This is a genomic window from Nocardia speluncae NBRC 108251 (assembly GCF_001613245.1).
GTDB lineage: Bacteria > Actinomycetota > Actinomycetes > Mycobacteriales > Mycobacteriaceae > Nocardia > Nocardia speluncae.
This window is the reverse complement of sequence record NZ_BDBZ01000054.1, coordinates 1-22,938: the sequence shown is the minus strand read 5'-3', so window position 1 is coordinate 22,938 and position 22,938 is coordinate 1. Positions and strand designations below refer to the sequence as shown.

1 protein-coding gene is annotated in these 22,938 nt (G+C 68.8%); it reads right to left on the bottom strand.

Annotated elements, in window-relative coordinates:
• Positions 1 to 22,938: non-ribosomal peptide synthase/polyketide synthase (locus NS6_RS33455; protein ID WP_157113101.1), on the bottom strand; the 22,938-nt coding region annotated here is incomplete at both ends.

The window sequence follows — 22,938 nt, the reverse complement described above, 5'->3', positions numbered from 1 at the left end:
AGGACCAGCCAGTCCACCGAATCCGGCAGCTCACCACGCACCGACGACACCGTGATACCCACGGACGCACCGGAATCGGTGAGCATATGCGCGATCCGGTCCGCCGGATACGTCGGATCGATCGGCAGGAACGCCGCACCCGACTTCGTCACGGCCCACTCGGCCAGCACCGAATCCGCCGACCGCGGCACCGCCACGGCCACGATATCCTCGGTGCCCGTACCACGGCCGATGAGCACCCGCGCCAGGCGGTTCGACCGCTCGTCGAACTCTCCATAGGAGTGGCGAACACCGTCGAACACCACCGCCGGCGCGGCCGGGTCGACCGCTACGGCGGCGGCCAGCAACTCCGGCAACGTCCGCGCCGGTACCGCCGGGCCACCGGTGCGGGACAGCAGTTCGCGGCGTTCGCCCGCATCGAGGAGCGCAAGATCGCCCAGCGCCACATCCGGATCGGCGGCGACCGCCGCCAGCACTTGCCGGAACCGCGTGATCATGGTGTCCGCGGTGGTTTCGTCGAACAGTTCGGTGGCATAGTTCAGCACCAGTTCCATACCGCCCGAAGCATTTTCGGCAAGGGTGAACTGGAGGTCGAAGCGGGCGACATCGTCGGCCAGTTCCACGCCGGCGACCGTCAGTCCGGCCAGATCCAGGACCGCCTGCTCCTGGTTCTGGAACGACAGCGCCACCTGGAACAGCGGGTTGCGGGCCTGTGAACGCTCCGGCGCCAGCAGATCCACCAGGCGTTCGAACGGCACATCGGCGTGGCCGAAGGCGTCCAGATCCGCCCGGCGGGCCCGGCCCACCAGATCGGCGAAGGAGTCGTCCGAACCGACCGCGGTGCGCAGCACCAGGGTGTTGACGAACATACCGACGAGATCGTCGAGCGCCTGCTCCCCACGACCCGCGATCGGCGTACCGATCGCGATATCGCCGCTACCGGACAGCCGCGCGAGCAACGCCGCCAATCCGGCGTGCAACACCATGAACATCGAGGCGCCGCGAGTGCGGGCCACGAGGTTCAGGTTCCGGACGAGCTCGGCGCCCAGTTCGCCGCGTACCGTCGCGCCGCGCATGGAGGCCACCGCGGGCCTCGGCCGATCGGTGGGCAGGACGAGCTCATCGGGCAGATCCGCGAGAGTCTGCTGCCAGAACGCGATCTGCTGTGCCATCGCGGTCTCGGGATCGCCTTCGGCGCCCAGTACCTCGCGCTGCCACAGGGTGTAGTCGGCGTACTGCACGGGCAGCGGATCCCAGTTCGGGAGTTCCCCCTGGGCCCGCGCCGCGTACGCGGTCATCACATCGCGTGCCAGTGGCGCCAGGGAGAAGCCGTCGCCGGAAATATGGTGCAGCACCACGACCAGAACGAATTCACCCGGTGCGACGGCGAAGAGCCGGACCCGCACGGGCACAGCCGCGGCCACATCGAAACCGGCCGACGCGAACTCGACGACCTTCGCGGTCACTTCCTCCGCCGGAGCCTGCACCGGATCCAGGTCCGCCGTCATCTGGTCGGCGGGCAGGATCAACTGCACCGGCCTGCCACCCAATTCGGGATAGCGGGTGCGCAGTGATTCGTGCCGGGCCACCACATCGCCCAGAGCAGCGCGCAATGCCGGCACGTCGAGGTCACCGGTGAGGCGGATCGCCATCGGCAGGTTGTAGGCCGCCGAGGAGGTGTCGTACTGGTTCAGGAACCACATCCGCTGCTGGGCATAGGACAGCGGCACCTGTTCCGGGCGCGGCCCGGCCACGAGCGGCGGCCGGGTCCGGGCGCCGAACTGCTCCACCCGGACGGCGAGCGCGGCCACGGCCGGCGCCTCGAACAGGGCCCGCACGGGCACCTGGGTGCCGAGCGCGGCACCGATCCGGGCGGCGACCTGCATACCGATCAGGGAGTTACCGCCCAGGTCGAAGAAATCGTCGTCCGCGCCGACCCGCTCCACTCCGAGGACCTCGGCGAACGTATTCGCCACGATCTCCTCGATCGGGGTGGACGGTGCCCGGAACGTCCGCGCCGCGAAGACCGGTTCGGGCAGGGCCCGGCGGTCGAGTTTGCCGCTGGCGTTCAGCGGGAAAGCGTCCATCACCACGAACGCGGCAGGCACCATGTACGACGGCAGGCGGCCGGACAGCGCGGTGCGCAGCGCATCGCTGTCGACCACGGCGCCGGCGGCCGGCACCACATAGCCGACCAGCTGATCTCCGGTACGCGCATCGCCGCGCAACACCACCACGGCCTGCGCGACCTCATCGGACTCGGTCAGCGCGGACTCGATCTCGCCGAGTTCGATACGCAGACCGCGCAGTTTCACCTGGAAATCGGAGCGGCCCAGGTATTCGAGCTCACCCGCGGAGTTCCAGCGCACCACGTCGCCGGTGCGGTACATCCGCTCGGCGACCTCGAACGGGTCGGCAACGAACCGGTCCGCGCTCAGGTCCGGCCGCGCCACATACCCGCGCGCCAGCTGCACGCCGGAAAGGTACAGCTCACCCGCGACACCCGCGGGAACCGGCCGCAACCGGCCGTCCAGCACATACACCCGAGTGTTGAACACCGGTGCACCGATCGGCACCGTCGTCGTATCCGCGTCGGACACTTCGTGATACGTCACATCGACCGCGGCCTCGGTCGGGCCGTACAAGTTGTGCACCGCCGTACCCGTCAGCTCCCGCAACCGCTGCGCCGGCTTGGCGGGCAACGCTTCACCGGAGGAGAACACCGACCGCAGCGACGCACACGTACGCGCGCCCCCGGGCAGTGCGGCGACGAACACCGTCAGCATCGACGGCACGAAGTGCGCCACCGTCACCTGCTCGGCGTCGATCACCTCGGCCAGATACGCCGGATCCCGATGACCGTCCGGCTTCGCCACCACCAACCGGGCGCCGATCTGCAACGGCCAGAAGAACTCCCACACCGACACATCGAACGTCGACGGCGTCTTCTGCAACACCACATCCGTGGCCTCGAGCCGGTACTCCGACTGCATCCACACCAGGCGATTCACGATCGCCGCATGCGACACCGCCACACCCTTGGGCCGGCCCGTCGAACCCGAGGTGAAGATGACGTAGGCCGTATTCGACGACCGCAACGGCGCGACGCGCTCGGCGTCGGAGACGGCGGTATCGGCGTAACCGGAGAGGTCGATCTCGTCGACCACCACGACCGGCCGGTCCGCCGCGGTGAACCCGTCCGCCGCGCTGGTCAATACACAGGCCGGCTCCGCGGTGGCCAGGATGTAGTCCGTACGCTCGGCCGGCTGCTCCGGATCCAGCGGCACATACGCACCACCGGCGGTGACAACCGCGTACATCGCCACGACGAGGTCCAGTGAGCGCCGCATTCCCAGCGCCACCGGTACATCCGGTCCGACCCCCAGCGCAATCAGGTGCCGGGCCAGGCGGTTGACCCGCGCAGCGAACTCGGCGTAGGACAGACCTGTCCCCTCGAATGCCACCGCGGGCGCTTCCGGCGTGTGCGCGGCCTGGTCGGCGAACAGACCGGCCAGCGTCGCGTCCGGATCGACGGCGGCCGCCGGGCCGTACCCGCCGCGCAGTACCGTCGACGCCTCCAGCGCGTCCAGCAGTGGGAGATCGCCCAGCGGGCGATCCGGGGTCTTGACCACGGCTTTCAGCAACCGGACGAACCGCTGAGCGAACTGCGTGACCGTTTCAGGATCGAACAGGTCGGTCGCGTAGGTGAAGGTCGCGTCGATCCCCGCGGTGCCGGTCCGTTCGCTCAGATCCAGCTGGAGATCGAATTTCGCGGTTTCCAGCGGCATATCGACCGCGCTGACGCCGAGCCCGGGCAGCTCCGCATGCACCGGCGGCGTGTTCTGCAGTGACAGCATCACCTGGAACAGGGGATGCCGCGCCTGCGACCGCACCGGGCTGAGGATCTCCACCAGACGCTCGAACGGCAGATCGGCATGCCCGAACGCGGCGATATCGCTCCCGCGCACCGAACCCAGCAGTTCGGTGAATCCGGTGCCGGAATCGATCGGCGTCCGCAGCACGAGAGTGTTGACGAACATACCGATCAGGTCGTCGAGAGCACGTTCACCGCGGCCCGCGATCGGGGTACCGATCGCGATATCGGTTTCCCCGGACAGTCGCGACAGCAGCACCGCGAACGCCGCGTGCACCGCCATGAACAGGGTCGCGCCCTCGGTCCGCGCCAGTTCGGCCAGCCCGGCATGGGTTTCTGCGTCGATCTCGAACGTATGGGCCGCGCCCCGGCCCGAGGCGATCGCGGGCCGCGGCCGGTCGGCCGGCAGGTCCAGCTGATCCGGTAGCCCGGCCAGCTCCCGCGACCAGTACGAAACCTGTTGGGCGATCACCGATTCGGGATCGTCCTCGGCACCCAGCACCTGCCGCTGCCAGAGCGCGAAATCGGCGTACTGCACCTCCAGTGGCGCCCAGCCGGGGGCCTCCCCCGCGGTGCGGGCCATATATGCGGTCACCACATCGCGCAGTAGCGGTGCCATCGAGAAACCGTCACCGGAGATGTGGTGGACGACGAAGCCGAGCACATGCTCGGACGCACTCAGCCGGAACAGCCGAGCCCGGAACGGCACGCTCGCGGTGACATCGAATCCGGCCAGCACCAGTTCGGCGAGCCGGGCAGGCAGATCCCCGGCCGAGACCTCGACCGGCGCCAGCTCGGGCACCACCTCGGCCGCGGGCAGCACCTGCTGGTACGGGGTCCCGCCGACTTCCGGATAGTAGGTGCGCAGCGATTCGTGCCGCACCAGCACATCGGCGACGGCCGTTTGCAGGGCGGCCGTATCGAGATCGCCGGAGAGCCGGACCGCGATCGGAATGTTGTCCACGAACGAATCCGGATCGAACCGGTTCAGGAACCACATCCGCTGCTGTGCCAGCGACAGCGGCACCCGCTCCACGACTTCACCGGAAGGCAGAGTCTGTGTGGGCCGCGGCTGCGGGGCCAGGGCGATCCGCCCGCCGGCCGCGGACTGCAGTTCCGCGCGGGCAGCCAGCGCGGCCACCGTGGGCGCTTCGAACAGGATACGCACCGGGACGTCGGCATCCAGCGCCCGGCCGAGGCGGGCGGCGACCTGGGTCGCGATCAGCGAGTTGCCGCCGAGGGCGAAGAAATCGTCGTCGGCGCCGATCCGCTCCACACCGAGCACATCGGCGTAGACCTCGGCCACGATCTCCTCGATCGGGGTCGACGGCGCCCGGAACTCCCGCGCCTCGAACTCGGGCTCCGGCAACGCCTTACGGTCCAGTTTGCCCGAGGTGTTCAACGGGAACGCGTCCAGCTGAACGACGGTCGCCGGCACCATGTAGGTGGGCAGGACCTCACGCACCGCATCGAGTAGTTCCGTTGTTTCGAACTTCGCGCCCGGTGCGGGCACCACATAAGCGACCAGCTGCTCGCCCAATTGCGATGCCACCACCGTGACCACGGACTGGCTCACCTGCGGCTGCGCCAGGAACGCGGATTCGATCTCCCCCAGTTCGATCCGCTGGCCGCGGAACTTCACCTGGAAATCGGTACGGCCCAGGTACTCCAGGACCGGCGAGCCACCGACCCGCTGCCACCGCACCAGGTCGCCGGTGCGATACATCCGCGCAGCCGCGTCGAACGGGCTCGCCACGAACCGGTCCGACGTGAGGTCGGGCCGCGTGACATAGCCCCGCGCGAGCTGGTCGCCCGCGAGATACAGCTCGCCCACGACACCTTCGGGGACCGGCCGCAACCTGCTGTCGAGCACATACACCCGCGAGTTCCACTGCGGCACACCGATCGGGACGCTGCCCGTTTCGTCGCCGGTGGCCTGCCAGTAGGTGATCGACACCGCGGCCTCGGTCGGGCCGTACAGGTTGTGCAGTGCCGCATCCGAGACGGCGTGCATCGCGGTGACGGTTTCCGGGGGCAGGGCCTCGCCGATCACGAAGACATGTTCGAGACCGGGGATCGAGCCGGCGGGGGTGTAGGCGGCGAACACCGTCAGCATCGACGGGACGAAATCCGTCACCGTCACGTTCTGCTCGGCGATCACCCGCGCCAGATAGGCGGGGTCGCGGTGGCCGTCGGGGGTGGCGACCACGAGCCGTGCGCCCGCGGCCAACGGCAGGAAGTAACCCCACAGGGATACGTCGAACGTGGTCGCGGTCTTCTGCAGGTACACGTCGCGGGCGCCCATCGGGTACTGCGCCAGCATCCAGGCCACCTGGTTGACGATCGCCGCATGCGATACCGCCACGCCCTTCGGCCGCCCGGTCGAACCGGACGTGAAGATGACATACGCGGTATTTCCGGGCCGCACCGTGGCGAGCCGCTCCGCATCGGTCAGTGGTGCCGCGTCGTATCCGGCAAGGTCCACGACGTCGAGCTGCAATACCGGCACACCTGTCCCCGCGGGAACAGCACCGGCATCGGCGCTCGTGGTCAGGACACACACCGGCTGCGCGGTGTCGAGTACATACCCGATCCGCTCGGCCGGGTGGTCCGGATCCAGCGGTACGTAGGCGCCGCCCGCGGTGATCACCGCGTACATCCCGACGACCAGGTCCAGCGAGCGCCGCATGACCAGCCCGACCAGCGACTCCGGGCCCACGCCCTCGGCCACCAGGATCCGGGCCACCCGGTTCACGCGCGCGGCGAGTTCCGCATAGGTCAGCTCGGCACCTTCGAAGGTCACCGCCACCCGGTCCGGGTGCTCGGCCACCGACCGGGCGAACCCGTCCAGCAGCAAGGCCGGCGCGAGCGGATGCTCGGTCGCGTTCCAACGGCGCAGCACGGTCTCGCGTTCCGCGGCGTCCAGCAGATCGATATCACCGACAGCGACGCCCGGATCGTCGACGAATCCGCCCAGCACCCGCACGAGCCGCTCCGCGATCCGCCGGACCTCGGCCTCGGCGAACAGATCCGGCCGGTAGCCGGCCCGGATCCGCAGCGTGCTGCCCAGCGACGCGACCAGGGTGAGCGGATAGTGCGTGGCGTCGACGCCGTCGAGACCGGTCACCGCCATACCGTCGATATCGGCGGCCTGCGCCTGAATCCCCTCGGCGTCCACCGGATACGACTCGAACACCAGCAGGGTGTCGAACAGTGCCGCCATCCCGGCCGCCGCATGGATATCGGCGAGGCTCACATGGTGGTGGTCCAGCAGATCGGCCTGCTCGGCCTGGACCCGGCCCAGCACCGCCCGCGCGGATTCGCCGGGTTCGAAACGCACCCGCACCGGGATGGTGTTGATGAACAACCCGACCATCGATTCCACGCCGGGCAGCTCGGGCGGCCGGCCGGAGACGGTGGCGCCGAACAGCACATCGTCGCGGCCGGTCAGCTGGCCCAGCAGCACCGCCCACGCCACCTGTAGCACCGTATTCGCGGTGACGCCGAGTTCGGCGGCCAGCGCGGTGATCCGGGCGGTGGCTTCGTTATCGATCTCGAACACGTATTCGCCCGAGAGCGCGGTGATCTCGTGCGCGGAACCGCCGGTTCCGGAGCGGGCGAGCAGCGTCGGCTCGCCGACCTCCGCCAGCGCGGACCGCCAGGTGTCCAGCGATACCTGCCGGTCCTGCCGGCCCACCCATTCCAGGAAGGCCCGGTAGGACCGGACCGCCGGCAGACCGGTGGTTTCGGCGTGCAGCGCGTACAGCGTCAGCAGATCCTGCATGAGCAGCGGCATCGACCAGCCGTCGAGCAGAATGTGGTGGTTCGACACCACGAACTGCCAGGTGTCGGCTCCGGTCTTGATCAACGTGAAGCGGAGCAGCGGCGGCGCGGTGAGATCGAAACGCCGCATCCGGTCCGCCTCGATCAGATCGGTGGCGGTACCGGTGCTGCTGCGGTCGTATTCGGTCCAGTCGACCGGCAGATCCTTCAGGACCACCTGGACCGGATTGCCCTCGTGGTTGGTGACGAAGGCGGTGCGCAGGTTCTCGTACCGGTCGACCAGGGCCTGTGCCGAGGCCCGCAACCGGGCGGCGTCCACCCGGCCGGTCAGGGTCAGTACGACCTGGCCGGTGTACACATCCACCGACGCGGCCGCGATCTGGGCGTGGAACAGCATGCCGGCCTGCATCGAGGACAGCGGCCACACATCGGCGACCGGCCTCGGGAAGCGCCGTTCGATCCCGTCGATATCGGACTGCGACAGGGTGACCATGCCGAAATCGGAGGGGGTGTGCCCGCCGGCGCCCGCGGAATTCGCGTGCCGGGCGACCGCTTCCAGTGCCTGCGCCCACAACTCACCGAACTCGCGGACCTCGTCGGCCCCGAGCAGGGTCGTCGGGTATCCGATATTCGCGGTGAACTCGTCCCCGACGACGATGGCGTTGATATCCAGCAGTGCCAGCGCGGGCATATCCGCGTCGAATGCCGCGTCCACGGCCAAATCGGCCGGCAACCAGCCGAAATCACGCATCTCCGGGGAGATCTCGCTCGCGGCGGCGGAACGGCCCAGGTAGTTGAAGCTCACCTGGCCCGGCAGTTCGGCCGGCAGCTCGCCCGCCGTCTCCGGGTTCAGGTGGCGCAGCAGCCCGTAGCCGATGCCCTTGTCCGGCACCGCGAGCAGCTGTTCCTTCACCGCCTTCAGCGCCGCACCCAGCGACGGTCCACCGGCGAGGGCGTCCTCGATATCGATACCGGCCGGTGCGAACCGCACCGGGAACACCGAGGTGAACCAGCCGAGGGTGTGGGACAGATCGGCACCGGGCACGACCTCTTCCTCACGACCGTGGCCCTCGAGCCGGATCAGCAGCGGATCGTCGATTGCCGCCCCGGGCACCCGCCGGGCCCGCCATGTGGTGGCGGCCAGTACCAGCGCGGTGAGCAGGCCGTCGTTGACCCCACCGTGGAACAGGGCCGGCACCGTCGTGAGCAGCGCCTGGGTGACCTCGGGCGATACCCGCACCGCATGGGTTTCCACCAGTGCGGCGGTATCCAGGGCCGGGTCCAGCGCGCGCTCGGCCAGCAGCGGATCGGCGGTACCGGCGACGGTCTGCCAGTATCCGAGTTCGGCCTCCCGCTCGGCGCTGTGCGCATGCTGCTCCAGCGCATGCGCCCAGGTCCGCATCGAGGTGGTCGGTTTCGGCAGTTCCGGTGTCTGCCCGGCGCTGTGCGCACCGGCGGACAGCACGAAATCGGGCAGCAGGATGCGCCACGACACACCGTCGACCACCAGATGGTGGGCGATGACGACCAGGTATCCCGCCCGCTCGGCGGAGTCCGGTTCCAGCCAGGCGAATCGAACCACCACGCCGTTCGCCGGATCCATCCGGTCCAGCGCGGCATCGGCGGCGGCGGAGGCAATCGCGGCGACCTGTTCAGCGGTGGCCGCGGCATCGAAGACGGTGTGGTCGATGAGCGCATCCGCATCGACCGATCCGGTCTCGCCTGTCTCCAGGACCCATTCGCCGTCCATGAGTGCCAGGCGTGACCGCAACATATCGTGCCGGTCCAGCACCGGGCCCACCACCGCGGCGATGGTGTCGCGGGTGACGCCGACCGGCAGGCTCAACGGCGTCAGCTGATGGAAGCGCCCGAACGAGCCGAAGCGGTCGACCATGGTCCGCACCACCGGGGTGAGCGGCATCCGGCCGACCCCGCCACCCGGCAATTCGGCCAGGGTCCGCGCCGCGCGGTCGGTGGATTCGGCGAACTCCGCGACCGACGCCAAACCGGCCACCGTGCGCTGTTCGAACACCTGCCGCGGCGTGAACACCACGCCGCGGGCCTTGGCGCGCGACACCAGCTGGATGGAGACGATGCTGTCGCCGCCGAGGGCGAAGAAATCGTCGTCCGCGCCGATCCGCTCGACCCTGAGGATCTCGGCGAAGGTCTCCGCCACGATCTCCTCGATGGGGGTCGCCGCGGCCCGGAATTCGCGGACCTCGAACACCGGTTCCGGCAACGCTTTACGGTCCAGCTTGCCCGAGGCATTCAGCGGGAACGCGTCCAGTTCCACGAACGCGGACGGCACCATGAACGACGGCAGGCGGTCGTGCAGATGGGCCCGCAGCTCGTCGGTATCGGTCGTCGCACCGGCGGCCGGTACCAGGTAGGCGACCAGCTGATCGCCGGTGCCCGAATGACGCAGGATGACCAGCGCCCGATCCACCGTGCCGTGTTCGGTGAGCGCGGCCTCGATCTCGCCGGGTTCGATCCGCTGGCCGTGCAGCTTCACCTGGAAGTCGCTGCGGCCCAGGTACTCCAGCTCACCGTCGGTGGTCCAGCAGACCACATCGCCGGTGCGGTACATCCGCTCACCGGCCCGGAACGGGTTCGCGACGAACCGGGTCGTGGTCAGATCGGGCCGGGCCAGATAGCCGTGCGCCAGCTGCGCACCGCTGAGGTAGAGCTCACCCCGGACACCCGCGGGTACCGGACGCAACCGGTCGTCGAGCACATAGGTCTGGGTGTTGAGACCGGGGATACCGATCGGAACCGCGCCGGTTTCGGTGCCGGTCACCTCGTGGGCGGTGACGTCGATGGTGGTCTCGGTCGGCCCGTACTGGTTGAACAGGCGGGCGCCGGTGCGTTCGCGCAGTTGCTGCGCGAGTTCATTGGACAGCAGTTCACCGCCGACGACGATACTGCGCAGCCCGGCCCAGTCCGCGGGGTCGGATTCGGACAGGAACACCGACAGCAGCGACGGCACGAACTGCGCCATCGTGACGCCCTCGTCGGCCATCAACCGGGTGAGGTACGCGGCGTCGCGATGCCCTTCCGAATGTGCGATGACCAGGCGGGCGCCGAGATGCAGCGGTAGGAAGAACTCCACGACGGACGGGTCGAAGGTTGCCAAGGTGCGTTGCAGCAGCACATCGCCGGCGCCGATCCCGTGCCGTTCGCGGGTGGTCGCCAGGTAGTTGAGCACGGCCCGGTGCGTCACCGGGACGCCCTTGGGCCGGCCGGTGGAGCCCGAAGTGAAGATCGCGTACGCGGTGTTTTCCGGCCGCAGCGGCCGCAACCGATCCGCATCGGTGAGCGGCGTATCCGCGAAACCGGTCAGGTCCAGCCGATCGATGCGCACCTGCCCGGCAATCGCCGGGTCGAGGTCTTCACCCGAGGTCAGCACACACACGGGACGCGCGGTGTCGACGATGTACTCGAGCCGGTCCACGGGCTGGTCCGGGTCCAGCGGCACATACGCGCCGCCGGCCGCCACCACGGCGTAGGCGGCGGTGAGCAGGTCGAACGACCGGCGCATCCCCAGGGCCACATAGGTTTCCGTGCCCACCCCGGCGTCGCGCAGCCACCGCGCCAGCCGCTGCACCCGGCCGGCGAACTCGCCGTAGGACAGACCTGTGCCTTCGTAGGTCAGTGCGGTCCGGTCCGGGCTCTCCGATACGACCCGGTCGAACCCGTCCAGCAACAAGCCGGGCGCGATCGCCTGCTCGGTCGCGTTCCACTGGTGCAGCACCAGTTGGCGTTCGGCCGCATCGAGCAGTTCGATCGCACCGACCGGCGCCGCGGGATCGGCGACAATCCCGTCCAGTACCCGCAGGAACCGGTCCACGAACCCGGCCACCGTCGCGTGGTCGAATAACGCGGTGGCGTACGTCAGATACCCGGTGACCCCCTCCGGGGTGCCCGCCGCGTCGTAGGTGTCGCTGAGAATCATGCTCAGGTCGTACAGCGCCGCCTCGGCGCCGGCCTCGACACCGGACACCGACAGGCCGGGCAGTTCCAGGCTCGTCTGCGCCAGGTTCTGGAAGGTGAAGCCCACCTGGAACAGCGGATGCCGCGCTGTCGACCGCACCGGGTTCAGCGCTTCCACCAGCTGTTCGAACGGCACATCGGCATGTGCGAGGGCGGCGATATCGGCCTCACGCTGACGTGCCAGCAGTTCGGTGAACGATTCCGCGCCGTCGACCTCGGTCCGGAACACCAAGGTGTTCACGAACATGCCGATCACCTCGTCGAGGGCGGCATCGCCGCGGCCGGCGACCGGGGTACCGATCGCGATATCGCCGGTGCCCGACAATCGGGCCAGCAACACCGCGAACGCGGTATGCGCCACCATGAACAGGGTCGCGCCCTGCTCGCGGGCGAAATCGGCCAGCGCCCGATGCAGTCGCGCATCGATACGCACCTCGACCCGGCCACCGTCGTACGACTGTGCCGCGGGCCGCGGCCGATCGGTCGGCAGATCCAGCTGCTCGGGCAGGTCCGCCAGCGCGGACCGCCAGAAGGCGAGCTGCTCATGCGCCAGCGACGACGGATCGGTGCCGTCGCCCAGCAGATTCCGCTGCCAGATCGCGAAATCGGCGTACTGGACCGGTAGTGGCGCCCAATCCGGTGCCAGGCCGGTCGCCCGCGCCGAGTACGCGGTCATCAGGTCCCGGGTCAGCGGCATCATCGACGAACCGTCGCCGGAAATGTGATGGACCACCGCGGCGAGCACGTATTCGTCTGCCGCACCGTCGATCTGCAACAGGGTCACCGACACCGGGACCTGCTCGGCGACATCGAACGATATCGCCGCCAGCTCGGCCACCACGGTTTCGACCTCGTCCGCGGCCACCGTGCGGATATCCAGTTCCGGTACCGCCCCCGTGGCCGGCAGCACTACCTGCGCCGGCCCGGCTTCGGTTTCCGGGTACACCGTCCGCAGCACCTCGTGCCGGGCGACCAGGTCGGCGACCGCCTGCCGCAGGGCCGCCACGTCCAGCTGCCCGGACAACCGGATCACCATCGGGATGTTGTAGGCGGCCGCACCGCCGTCGAACCAGTTCAGGAACCACATCCGCTGCTGTGCCAGCGACAACGGGATCCGTGTCACGACCTCACCCGACGGCAGCACCCGGCTGGGCCGCGGCTGCGGTACCAGCGGCGGACGCCCACCGGAACCGGTCTGCTGTTCCAGCCGTGCCGCCAGCGCGCCGACGGCGGATGCTTCGAACAGTACCCGGACCGGCACCTGGGTGTTCAGCGCGGCACCCAGCCGGGCCACGGCCTGGGTCGCGAGCAGCGAGTTACCGCCGAGCGCGAAGAAATCGTCCGCCACGCCGACCCGCTCCACACCGAGGACCTCGGCGAGCACACCGGCCACCACGTTCTCGGTCGGCGTCGACGGCGCCCGGAATTCCCGCACCTCGAAAACAGGTTCCGGCAGGGCCCGGCGGTCCAGCTTGCCGGCCGGGGTCAGCGGGATCGCGTCGAGCACCGTGATCGACGACGGCACCATGTACGCCGGCAACTGCTGCCCGGCATATTCGCGGACCTCGTCGGTATCGACGGAACGCCCGGCTGCGGCAACCACATACGATACGAGCGAGGTCACGCCCGCGGCGTTCTCGTGGCCGGTGGTGACCGCGAAGTCGACGGTGTCGTGCGCGGTGAGCGCGGCGTCGATCTCGCCGAGCTCGATACGGAAACCGCGGACCTTCACCTGGAAGTCGTTGCGGCCCACGTACTCCACCGCAGGGTCACCCGCGGCGTCACGCCGCCAGCGCACCACGTCACCGGTGCGGTACAACCGCGAACCCGCCGTGCCGTGGGGGTCGGCGACAAAGCGACCGGCGGTGAGACCCGGCCGCGCGTGATAACCGCGCGCCAGCTGGATGCCACCGACATAGAGCTCCCCGGCCACCCCTTCCGGCACCGGGTTCAACCGGTCGTCGAGGACCAGCGCCCGCATACCGCGTACCGGACCGCCGATGGTGACCGGCTCACCGGGAAGCAACCGGCCACTGATATTGGTCGCGATGGTCGCTTCGGTCGGACCGTAGGCATTGTGGAACCGGCGTTGCACTTCGCCCTCGGACACAGTGGACCACTTGGCCACCAGATCCGCCGAAACTGCCTCGCCACCGGCAATGATCACTTCCATGCCCGCGAGATCGGCGGGGTCCAGCGAAGCCAGCACCGACGGCGTGATCAGACCGACCGTCACACCTTCACGGGAGATCAGCTCGCCCAGCTCCGCGCCACCGTAAGTACCCGTCGGCACCACAACCAGTGCACCCGCCGAACCGATCGCCAGCAGCAACTCCAGGATCGACGCATCGAACGACGGCGATGCGAACGCGAGCGCCCGCGAAGCCGGAGTCAACCGATACCGCTCCACCTGCTCCGCACTGAAGTTCGCCAAACCGGCATGGCTGACGACAACACCCTTGGGCAGGCCGGTCGAACCGGAGGTGTAGATGACGTACGCAGCGCTTTCCGGAATCAACGGCCAGACGCGATCGGCATCGGTGATCGGGTCGGCCGGGTACCCGTCGAGCGCGAGGTCGTCGAGCACCAGCCAGTCCACCGTATCCGGCAGATCGGCGCGTACCGAGGACACCGTGATACCCGCGGGCGCGCCGGAATCGGTGAGCATATGGGCGATCCGGTCCGCCGGATACGTCGGGTCGATCGGCAGGAACGCCGCACCCGACTTCGTCACGGCCCATTCGGCCAGCACCGAATCCGCCGACCGCGGCACCGCCACGGCCACCACGTCGTCGGCACCCAGACAACGCTCGATCAGCACGTGTGCCAGGCGATTCGACCGCTCGTCGAACTCCCCGTAGGAGAACTGAGCACCGTCGAACACCACGGCCGGTGCCGCCGGGTCGACAGCCACGGCAGCCGCCAGCAGCTCCGGCAACGTCCGCGGCGGCACCGCCGGACCACCCGTGCGGCTCAGGGCCGCGGCCCGTTCGGTGTCGTCGAGGATCTCGATCGCGCCCAGCATCACGTCCGGATCGGCGGCGACCGTGGACAGCAACCGCCGGAACCGCGTGATCATCATGTGGACAGTGGCTTCGTCGAACAGTTCGGTGGCGTAGTTCAGATCCAGAACCATTCCGCCCGTGGCGTTCTCACCCAGCGTGAACTGCAGATCGAAGCGGGCGACATCGTCGGCGAGGTCCACACCCGAAACCTCGAGCCCGGCCAGATCCAGTACCGGCTGCTCGTTGTTCGCCAGCGACAGTGCCACCTGGAACAGCGGGTTGCGGGCCTGCGAACGCTCCGGCGCCAGCAGATCCACCAGGCGTTCGAACGGCACATCCGCGTGCCCGAATGCGTCGAGGTCGGCGTGCTTGGCCCGATCCAGCAGATCGGCGAAGGTCTCCCCCGATTCGACCGCAGTGCGCAACACCAGGGTGTTGACGAACATACCGACGAGATCGTCGAGCGCCTGCTCACCGCGACCCGCGATCGGCGTACCGATCGCGATATCGTCGCTACCGGAGAGGCGGGCCAGCAGGGCGGCCAGCGCTGCGTGCAGCACCATGAACATCGAGGCGCCGCGGGCGCGGGCCAGCTCGTCCAGCGTCCGGATCAGCTCGGCCGGCAGCTCGGCGCGCACGGTCGCGCCCCGCAGCGAGGCCACCGCCGGGCGCGGCCGGTCGGCAGGCAACGCCAGCTCATCCGGCAGATCGGCGAGAGTGCGCTGCCAGAACGCAATCTGGCGCGCCATCGGTGAGGCCGCATTTTCCTCGGCACCCAGTACCTGCCGCTGCCACAGCGCGTAATCGGCGTATTGGACCGGCAGTGGCGCCCAGCCCGGCACCTCGTCCTGGGCGCGCGCCGCGTACGCGGTCATCACATCGCGCGCCAGCGGTGCCATCGAGAAACCGTCCGCGGCGATATGGTGCACAACCACGACCAGTACATGCTCGCCGGGCGCGGTCGCGAACAGGCGGATCCGCAGCGGAATCGCCGCGGCCACATCGAAACCGGTGGCGACGAACTCGGTGATCGCCGCGACCGTCTCGGCCGCGGTGGTCGCGACCGGCGTGAGATCCAGCTCCACCTGCTCGGCAGGCGCGATCACCTGTGCCGGCGTGCCGTCGATCTGCGGGTAGTGGGTGCGCAGCGATTCGTGCCGCCACACCACATCGGCCACCGCCGCCCGCAAGGCCGCAACGTCGAGGTCACCGGCGAGGCGGATCGCCAGCGGCAGGTTGTAGGCCACCGACGAGATGTCGTACTGGTTGAGGAACCACATCCGCTGCTGCGCGTAGGACAGCGGGAGCCGATCCGGGCGCGGACCCGCGACCAGCGCCGGACGCGCCGATTCCCCGGCCTGTTCGGCCCGGACCGCCAACGCCGCGACCGTAGGCGCTTCGAACAGTGCGCGTACCGGCACAGTCACGTTCAGCGCGGTGCCGATACGCGCCGCGACCTGGGTCGCGACCAGCGAGTTACCGCCCAGCTCGAAGAAGTCGTCATCCGCCCCGACCCGCTCGGCCCCGAGGACCTCGGCGAACGTATTCGCCACGATCTGCTCGATCGGAGTGGACGGCGCCCGGAAGACCCGGGCCTCGAAAGTGGGCTCCGGCAATGCTTTCTGATCCAGCTTGCCCGAGGCATTGAGCGGGAACGCGTCCAGCACCATGAATGCCGAAGGCACCATGTACGACGGCAACCGGTCGCGCAGGTGAGCCCGCAGTTCGTCGGTGTCGATCGCCCGGCCGGTGGCCGGCACCACATACGCCACGAGGTTATCGCCGGTGCGCGCATGACTGCGCAGCACGACCACGGCCTGGGCAACCGAATCCAGCTCGGTCAGCGCATGTTCGATTTCGCCCGGTTCGATCCGCAGACCGTGCAGCTTCACCTGGAAGTCGCTACGACCCAGGTACTCCAGGTCCCCGTCGGTGGACCAGCGGACGATATCGCCCGTGCGATACATCCGTTCGCCGCCGCGGAACGGGTTCGCGACGAAACGGGCGGTGGTCAGGTCCGGGCGGGCCAGATAGCCGCGCGCCACCTGCACGCCACCGATATAGAGCTCACCGGGAACCCCTTCCGGCACCGGCCGCACCCGCTCGTCCAGCACATACGCCTGGACATTGAAGCCCGGGACACCGATCGGCACCGCAACGGTTTCGGTACCGGTCACCTCGTAGTGGGAGACATCCACCGTGGTTTCGGTCGGGCCGTACTGATTGTGCAGGCGCGCACCGGTGATCTCGCGGACCCGCCGCGCGAGGTCGGCAGTGAGCAGTTCGCCGCCGACGACGATATCGCGCACCCCGGCCCAGGATTCGGGATCGGATTCGGACAGGAACACCGACAGCAGTGACGGCACGAACTGCGCCATCGTGACGCCCTCGTCGGCCATCAACCGGGTGAGGTAGGCGGCGTCGCGATGCCCCTCGGGACGTGCGATGACCAGGCGGGCACCGACCTGCAGCGCGACGAAGATCTCCATCACGGAGGCATCGAATGTGGGCAGCGTACGCAGCAGCACCACGTGGTCGGGGCTGACGCCGTGCCGGGCATGGGTCGTCACCAGGTGGTTGACTACCGACCGGTGCGATACCGCCACACCCTTCGGGCGTCCCGTGGAGCCCGAAGTGAAGATCGCGTACGCGGTGTTGTCCGGCCGCAGCGGCCGCAACCGATCCGCATCGGTGAGCGGCGTATCCGCGAAACCGGACAGATCCAGCCGATCGATGCGCACCTGCCCGGCAATCGCCGGATCGAGGTCGTCACCGGAGGTCAGCACACAGACCGGTTGCGCTGTATCGATGATGTATTCGAGACGTTCGAGGGGCTGGTCCGGATCCAGCGGCACATACACACCGCCCGCGGCCACCACCGCGTAGATACCGGTCAGCAGATCGATCGACCGGCGCATCCCCAGGGCCACAAAGGTTTCCGGGCCCACCCCGGCATCGCGCAGCCAACGGGCCAGCCGGTGCACCCGGCCCGCGAACTCCCGGTAGGTCAGGTTCGTACTGTCGAAGGTGAGCGCCACGGCTTCGGGTGCCCGCGCGACCTGCGCCTCGAACAGCGAAACCAGGGTCATGATGCTGTTGCCCGGGGTCGCGGTGAGCGCGGTCTCCACCGGGAACTCGGTGGCGTTCCACCGCTGCAGCATCGTCGACCGTTCGGCCGGATCCATGAGTTCGATATCGCCCACCGCGACGGCGGGCCCGGCGGCGACAGCGCGCAGCAACCGCAGGAATCGCCGGCTGAACCGGTCTACGAACGCTTCGTCGAAAAGATCCGTCGCGTACATGAGCTCGGCGCCCATACCCGAGCCGTCGTCGGCCGCCTCACCCAGGGTGAGCACCAGATCGTATTGCGTGCTCGGCGTTTCCACATCCAGCCCGGACACTGTGAGTCCGGGTAGTTCCAGTTCGGAGTATCCGAGGTTCTGGAATGCCAGCATCACCTGGAACAACGGCTGCCGCGACTGCGACCGCACCGGGTTCAGCACCTCGACCAGCCGCTCGAACGGCACATCGGCGTGCGCGAATGCGTGCAGATCCCGATCGCGCACATGCGCGAGCAGATCGGCGAAGGAGGCGCCCAGGTCGACCTGGGTACGCAACACCAGCGTGTTGACGAACATGCCGATCATATCGTCGAGCAGGCGTTCACCGCGTCCGGCGATCGGGATACCGACCGCGATATCGGTGGTTCCGCTGAGCCGGGCGAGCAGGGCCGCGAAGCTGCTGTGCACCACCATGAACAAGGTCGTGCCCTGTGCCTTGGCCAATGCGTTGAGCGTGTCGACCAATTCGCCGGGCACGGCGAACCGGTGGGTCGCCGCCTGTTCGCTGGCCACCGCGGGACGGGTGCGCGTGGACAACCGGAGCTCGTCGGGCAGCCCCGCCAGCTCGGTTTTCCAGAAGTCGAGCTGCCGGGACACCAGCGACCCCGGATCGTCCTCGGCGCCGAGTAGCTCCCGCTGCCAGATCGCGTAGTCGATGTACTGGACCGCCATCGGCGCCCATTCGGGCGTCCGGCCGGCTGTCCGAGCCTCGTACGCCGAGAGCAGGTCGCGGCTGAGCGGATGCATGGAGAAACCGTCGGCCGCGATATGGTGCACGACCCCGACCAGCACATAGTCGTCGGCACCCAGGCGGTAGATCCGCATCCGCACCGGTGACTGGACGGTCAGATCGTAGCCCTGGACGACGAATTCGGTGATCGCCGCGAGCAGTTCGGCGCCGAGGCCGGCCGCGTCCGCGCCGCCGGTGGCGAACTCGCGGACCTCCACCGCCGGAATCGCCTCGGCCGGCGGCAGTACCCGCTGATAGCCGACCCCGTCGTGCGACGGGTACACGGTACGCAGGGATTCGTGCCGGGCGATCACATCGCCGACAGCCTCGATCATGGCGGGTATGTGCAGCGTGCCGCGCATCCGGAAGACGATCGGAATATTGTCGACCGCCGACTCCGGCTGGAAACGGTTGAGGAACCACATCCGCTGCTGCGCCTGCGACAACGGCGGGCGTTCCGGCCGGGGGCGGGCGGCGAGCACCGGACGCCCACCGGCACCGGCCTGCTGCTCCACCCGCGCCGCCAGGGCGGCCACGGTGGAATCCTCGAACAGCATCCGCACCGGCACTTCGGTGTCGAGCGCGGCGCCGATCCGGGCGGCGACCTGAGTCGCGATCAGCGAGTTACCGCCGAGCGCGAAGAAATCGTCGTCGGCGCCGATACCCTCGGTGCCCAGCAGCTCGGCGAAGACCCCGGCCACGATCTCCTCGATCGGGGTCGACACCGCGCGTGAGCCTGCCGATTCGACTACCGGTGCGGGCAGTGCCCGGCGATCCAGTTTGCCGTTGATGGTCAACGGGATCCGGTCCAGCACAACGAGTGCGGACGGAACCATATAGTTCGGCAGCCGCTCCGCCGCGCCCGCGCGGACGGTTTCGGGATCGAGTTCGGCACCGTCGTCGGCCACCATATAGCCGACGATCCGGTGATCGCCCGGTTTGTCCTCGCGGACCATCACCGCGGCCTGCGTGACACCCGGCTGCGCCAGTACGGCGGCTTCGATCTCACCGAGCTCGATCCGGAAGCCGCGGACCTTCACCTGGTCGTCGGCGCGACCGAGGTATTCGAGTTCACCGGAGCGATTCCAGCGGGCGAGGTCACCCGAGCGGTACAGCCGGTCACCGGGTGCGCCCAGCGGGTCGGCCACGAAACGGACCGCGGTCAGCCCGGGGCGGCCGCGGTATCCGCGGGCCAGCTGCACACCGGCGATATACAGCTCACCCGGGACGCCCACCGGCGCCGGCCGCAGGCGTTCGTCCAGCACATAGATCTTCACCCCGGCCAGCGCCCGACCCACCACGCTGCCGGCCGCGCCGGCGATGGTGGCGGCGTCGAGCGCACGGTAGGACACGTGCACCGTGGTCTCGGTGATGCCGTACATGTTCACCAGCAGCGGTGACGCGGTTTCCCGCCCGTCGACGACATGGGTGCGCCCGGCCGTGCCGTCACCGTGCCGTTCGACCCAGTCGGTGAGCCGGCGCAGTTCCACGGCCTCGCCGCCGAACACCACATAGCGCAGCGCCAGCGGACGGTCTTCGGCGGCGGTGCGGTCGGCCTCGGCCAGCTGATAGAACGCGGACGGCGTCTGACTCAGCACGGTGACGCGTTCGGTGCGCAACAGTTCCAGGAACTGCTGCGGCGACCGGGAGACGTAGTAGTCGACGACCACGAGGGTGCCGCCGAACAGCAGCGGGCCCCACAGTTCCCAGACCGAGAAGTCGAAGGCGTAGGAGTGGAACAGTGTCCACACGTCCTCCGGCCCGAAACCGAATTCGGGCTCGGTATTGGCGAACAACCGCACCACGGTGCGGTGCGTTACCGCGACGCCCTTGGGGCGGCCGGTGGAGCCGGAGGTGTAGATGGCGTAGGCGATGTTGTCCGGCCGCAGCGGCGCACGGCGGTCTGCGTCGGTGATCGGGCCGTCGTCGGCGTCTTCGATATCGCCGGCTTCCACCGCGTAACCGTCCACCGCCACGCGTGATACACCGGCCGGCAGGTCCACTCGCATGGTGGAATCCAGCACCACGGTCGCCGGGCGGGCATCGTCCAGGATGTAGGTGAGCCGTTCCGCCGGGGAATCCGGGTCCACCGGGACATAGCCGGCGCCCGATTTGATCACCGCGAGCAGGGCGACGACCAAGTCCAGCGAACGCGGCAGCAATACCGCGACCAGGTTATCCGGTCCGGCGCCTTCGTCGATCAAGCGGCGGGCCAGCACATTGGCCCGGCGTTCCAGTTCGGCGTAGGTGATCCGGTCGTCGCCGAACTTCACGGCGGTCCGCTGCGGATGTTCACCGGCGGCGACCTCGAACAGGCTTGCCAACGTGGCTGTTTCGGGCTGGTCGACGGCCCGGCCGTCGACACTGAACACGCCCGGGGCGGCGTCCGGGCGGATACCCGTCCACGTGTGCACGACATCGGTGCGTTCGGAGTCGGTGAGCAGATCGATATCGCCGACCGCGATATCGGGCTCCGCCACGACCGCGCGCAGGATCCGCACCAGCCGCTCGGCGAATCCGGTCACGGTGGCCGGATCGAACAGATCGGTGGCATACGACCACTGCATGAGCAGGCTGCCGTCCGCGGCACCGTCGGTGCCGACGGTCAGCTGCAGATCGAACTTCGCCAGGCCGGGATCGAAATCGACGACCTCGAGATCGAGCCCCGGCAGGGAGACGCTGCGCATATCCGCCGCCGATGCGGCCTCGAAGGCCAGCGCCACCTGGAACAGCGGATGATGCGCCTGCGAGCGGCGCGGGTTCAGGATGTCGACCAGCCGCTCGAACGGGATATCGGCATGCGAGAAGGCCGCAAGATCGGTACGGCGGACTCCGGCGAGCAGTTCGGTGAACGGCATCGCGGGAGTCACCTCGGTCCGCAACACGAGGGTGTTGACGAACATACCGACCAGATCATCGAGGGCCTGTTCGCCGCGGCCGGCGATCGGGGTGCCGATGGCGATATCGCCAGTGGCCGACATCCGGCTCGACCACGCGGCCAGCACGGCATGCACCAGCATGAACAGGGTGGTGCCCTGCGAGCGGGCCAGGTTCTCCAGTTCGGTGCGCAGTGCCGGATCCACGGCGAAATCGTGGACGGCACCGGCGTTGGAGGCGATCTCCGGACGCGGCCGATCGGCCGGGAGTTCCAGCTGATCGGGCAGATCCGCCAGATTCTCGACCCAGTACGCGACCTGCTGGGCGGCGACCGAATCGGGATCGTCCTCCGAACCCAGCACTTCACGCTGCCAGAGCGCGTAATCGGCGTACTGGACCGGCAGCGGCGCCCAGCCGGGGACAACTCCGCGGCTGCGATCGCTGTAGGCGACGACGAGGTCACGCAGCAGTGGGCGGGGCGAGAAACCGTCGGCGCTGATGTGATGCGCGACCAGGACGAAAACATGGTTGTGCTCGTCGAGCCGCAGCAGGGTCGTCTGGAACGGCGGTGCCGCCGTGACATCGAAGACCTCACCGGCCAATGCCAGGATCCGCGCCGGCAGTTCCGCTTCCGTGACGGGTTCGGCAACGAGGTCGACAGCGACCTCGTCGGCGCGCAGTACCTGCTGGTGTCCGACGCCGTCCACCTCGGGGTACACGGTCCGCAGGACCTCGTGCCGGTCCACCAGATCGGCGAGCGCGGCCTGCATGGCGTCCACATCGAGGTCACCGGTGAGCCGGATGGCGAACGGGATGTTGTAGGTGGCCGAGGCACTGTCGAACCGGTTGAGGAACCACATGCGCTGCTGCGCCAGCGACAGCGGCACCCGATCCGGGCGTGGCCGCGGCGCGAGTACCGGGAGGCCGGTGCGACCGGTGGCGGTCTCTGCGGCGGCCGCCAGCGCCGACACCGTGGATGCCTCGAACAGCATCCGCACCGGCACCCGCGTGTCCAGGGCCTGGCCCAACCGGGCAGCGACCTGGGTCGCGATCAGCGAGTTACCGCCGAGGGCGAAGAAATCGTCGTCCGCGCCGATCCGGTCGACACCGAGGATGTCGGCGAATACGCCGGCCACGATCTCCTCGATCGGAGTCGACGCGGCACGGAACTCACGCGTCTCGAACTCGGGTTCCGGCAACGCCTTACGATCCAGCTTGCCCGAAGTATTCAACGGGAACGCATCCAACACGACGACAGCCGCCGGAACCATATAGGTCGGCAGAACTTCACGCACAGCGTCCAGCAGGGATATCTGCACGATCTGCTGGCCCGGTGCG